General features: G+C 59.5%; 2 protein-coding genes. Both read right to left on the bottom strand.

What is annotated here, in order from left to right; translation table 11 throughout:
* Positions 1-548 precede the first annotated feature (548 nt).
* Entirely contained in the window at positions 549-743 is a 195-nt protein-coding gene (locus FSO04_RS48165) for a hypothetical protein (protein ID WP_233465463.1), read from the bottom strand.
* A gap of 14 nt (positions 744-757) precedes the next feature.
* A complete protein-coding gene (locus FSO04_RS45420; protein WP_233465462.1) occupies positions 758-2,605 on the bottom strand; it encodes a ParB/RepB/Spo0J family partition protein in 1,848 nt (615 codons plus the stop codon).
* Between the last annotated feature and the right edge of the window lie 162 nt (positions 2,606-2,767).

The raw sequence follows: 2,767 nt of genomic DNA, 5'->3' as shown, positions 1-2,767 counted from the left end.
CGTGGGCTCGGAGATGGGTATAAGAGACAGGTAATAAATCGTTCCCAAGCTGCGTCCAATAGACGATATGGAACGAAGAATGAATGCGTAGTTTCTTTTTTTTTTAGATGTGTATAAGAGACAGCAGTACGGCGAACCTCGCGTGAGCAATGCCGATATTGATGCGCTCAAGAAAAAATATCCTCAGCACACGAAACCCTGAACCGCATCGCCCCGCCGCTCTGCGCCGGGTCGGGCCGCTCCCCATGCATTCTGCATGGGTCCCCGTGGCCCTCGATACGGGCGCGCGGCGCGCGCGATGCCGCCCTGGCTCGCACCGCGTAGTTACATTCTGTTTCGCAAATCGCGGTCTCATCAGGCGCTCGGCCTGGCATAATCGTCGTGCCGCTGCCTGGTCCCCAAAGGCACGCGGTAGGAGCCTCGGAAAGCCGGTCTGCGTACCGGCTTCTTTTTTTCCTATGCAGTACTCGTAAAGCAAAAAACCGCCCGGACTTTCACCCGGACGGCGGCATGTGACATGCCTGCACTTACGCAAAGTGCATCAGGGCTCAGGCGGCTTCGGCTTCCTCCGCATCCCCGTCGTTGCACTCATCCTGCGTGCTGTCGACGTCGCTTTCCTCGTCATCCTCCCAATGGCCGTACGTGACATGTTTCGGCACCTCACGGTTGCGCAGCACTTCCGGCAACCAGCCCGAGTCCGTCATGCGAAGCTCGGCGGCAGCGGCGGCATCTCCCTTTTTCATCCCGCGCAGATCGCTTACGGCCTGCGGCGAAACCGTCTCGCCGACAACGTCACGATACGATCTTTCGGGACGTGCTCGAAATACCCTCCACGCGTTGGCTTCCAGTAACGCGTGAGGTCCAGTTCCAGCGTGTTCGCCACTTCGTTGACCGGGTGCGCCCGGTCAACGGGACTGATGCTGTCTACCGTCGCGGCCACGCAGAATGCAAACAGGTTCGACATCACGTCCACGTCCTGTTGCAGCAGCCACGCGAGCAGTTCATCGGTGCGCTTCGGCAGCATCCGACTCCACTTCGCCCGCTCATCTTCAAGCGCCTTCCACGCGGCGCTGTCGGCCATGTCGTCGGCGTTCGACACCAGCGCATTGCGCGACGTATGTACGTCGATCCGCACCGCATGATCGATATATGACTGTCCGTACACGTCATCGAACACAGCCGGAATCATGCGGTACATCAGCACGGCCAGCGCAACGGTCGGTTGCCGCGCAAGCTCGATCTGTACCGCAGCCGTGCGGTGCGCGGTAAGCCGTTTGCACAGCTTTTCGCCGTGCAGGGGCCTGGCCTTCGCGGGCAGGTCGCGATTTCGCTGCGCATGCGTGAAGTGAGCGATACTGCCCGCGTCTGCGGCGTTGATTTCCCGGCAGCACAGGCCACGCGTGATCTGCACCTTCCCGTCCTCGTCAATGGCGACGAACGCACCGGCCTGCTTCATGTCGTCGGCGGTGAACGTTTCGAAGCGCTCCGCATAAGCGTCAACAGCAGCCGAAGCATCGTTGAGCGCGTTGTCCAGCTTTTCCCAAAGCACCTCGTCTTCCTCGCTGTCCTGATCGGCGTAATACGCATCGAGCGCGGCCTTCGCCTCGTCGCGCGTGGCAACAAGTTTCGCAAGCTCGGCCTTTTCCGCTTTGGTCGGCTTGCGTGTCGTCGACGCAATCCGGTCGAACTGGAACAGCTCGGCCTGGTCACGGCGGGTCCGCGTCTCCACGAAACACCAGCCCTCAGCGGCCACGGCCTGGGATAGCTCGATCAGGCGGTCAGTCGCAAGGCGATGCAGCAGGTCCGCATCCGCGATGTATCCGGCGTTCTGGTCGTCGGAAAACAGATCGCGACGCACATAACCGCCTGCGGCCTGGTAAGCGTCCAGCCCGACAAATTTTGCGAGCGGATTCTCCCTGGCGTCGAGTTCCGCTTTCGTCAGCGCTGCGCGAAGTTCCGCGGGACGACGCAGCCAGGGCGTCTGGGCGTCATTCCACACGCGCTCCTGCGTCGCGTAATCGTCGGCCAGCGCAAGCACCTTTGCCTGCTCGTAGTCCAGCTTGTCATCGCGCAGAAGATCGAGCAGCACCGGCGACAGGTTTGCGATCTTGAGCGCACGGCGCACGACCATTTCCGACACCTTGAACAGTGCCGAAATGTGCGCAATGCTCTTGCCTTCCTCGGTCAGCAGCCGGAACGCGCCACATTCGTCCGCGATATGCATCGTCTCGCGTTCGCGGTTTTCGATCAGCGACGCGGCGACGGCTTCGCCCTCACTGACGATCAGCACCGGCACCTTGAAGTCCTTAGTGATTTTGCCCTGCGAGAACAGCAGATCGAGCGCGGCGAGACGCCGCTGACCGGCGCAGACCCCAAGCTTCGGCTGCTTCGCGCGCGACCCTTTGACGGGATGCACGACGAGATTCTGAATCAGTCCACTCCCCACAATCGTCCCGGCCAGCGCCTCGATGCCGGTGGGTGCCTTTTTGCGGACATTCAGCGGTGAGCGGCACAGCCGTCCGTACGGGACGTATTCGATCTGCGCTTCGTTGCCGAAGTTAGCTTCGAGAACGGATTCAGTTACACGGATTTCAACGACTTCCATTATGGATGCCTCCGGAAATGGGCCGCAGCGGAATGCCGGGCCACATGGATATGATAGGTCAAATTGCCCTTATAGAACGCAATTATTAGATTTATATTTTAAATAGATTTAGATTTATGATTGAAAAACAAGATCGTTAAAATCTTGATATAACGGTCAATA

The organism is Paraburkholderia madseniana, from assembly GCF_009690905.1.
GTDB classification, from domain to species: domain Bacteria; phylum Pseudomonadota; class Gammaproteobacteria; order Burkholderiales; family Burkholderiaceae; genus Paraburkholderia; species Paraburkholderia madseniana.
Note: the sequence above shows the minus strand (reverse complement) of the source record. Positions and strands in the feature narration are given on the sequence as shown.

Excerpts from the sequence above, each read along its gene's own strand:
- FSO04_RS45420 (WP_233465462.1), bottom strand. The coding sequence starts at position 2,605 with ATGGAAGTCGTTGAAATCCGTGTAACTGAATCCGTTCTCGAAGCTAAC.
- FSO04_RS48165 (WP_233465463.1), bottom strand. The coding sequence starts at position 743 with ATGAAAAAGGGAGATGCCGCCGCTGCCGCCGAGCTTCGCATGACGGAC.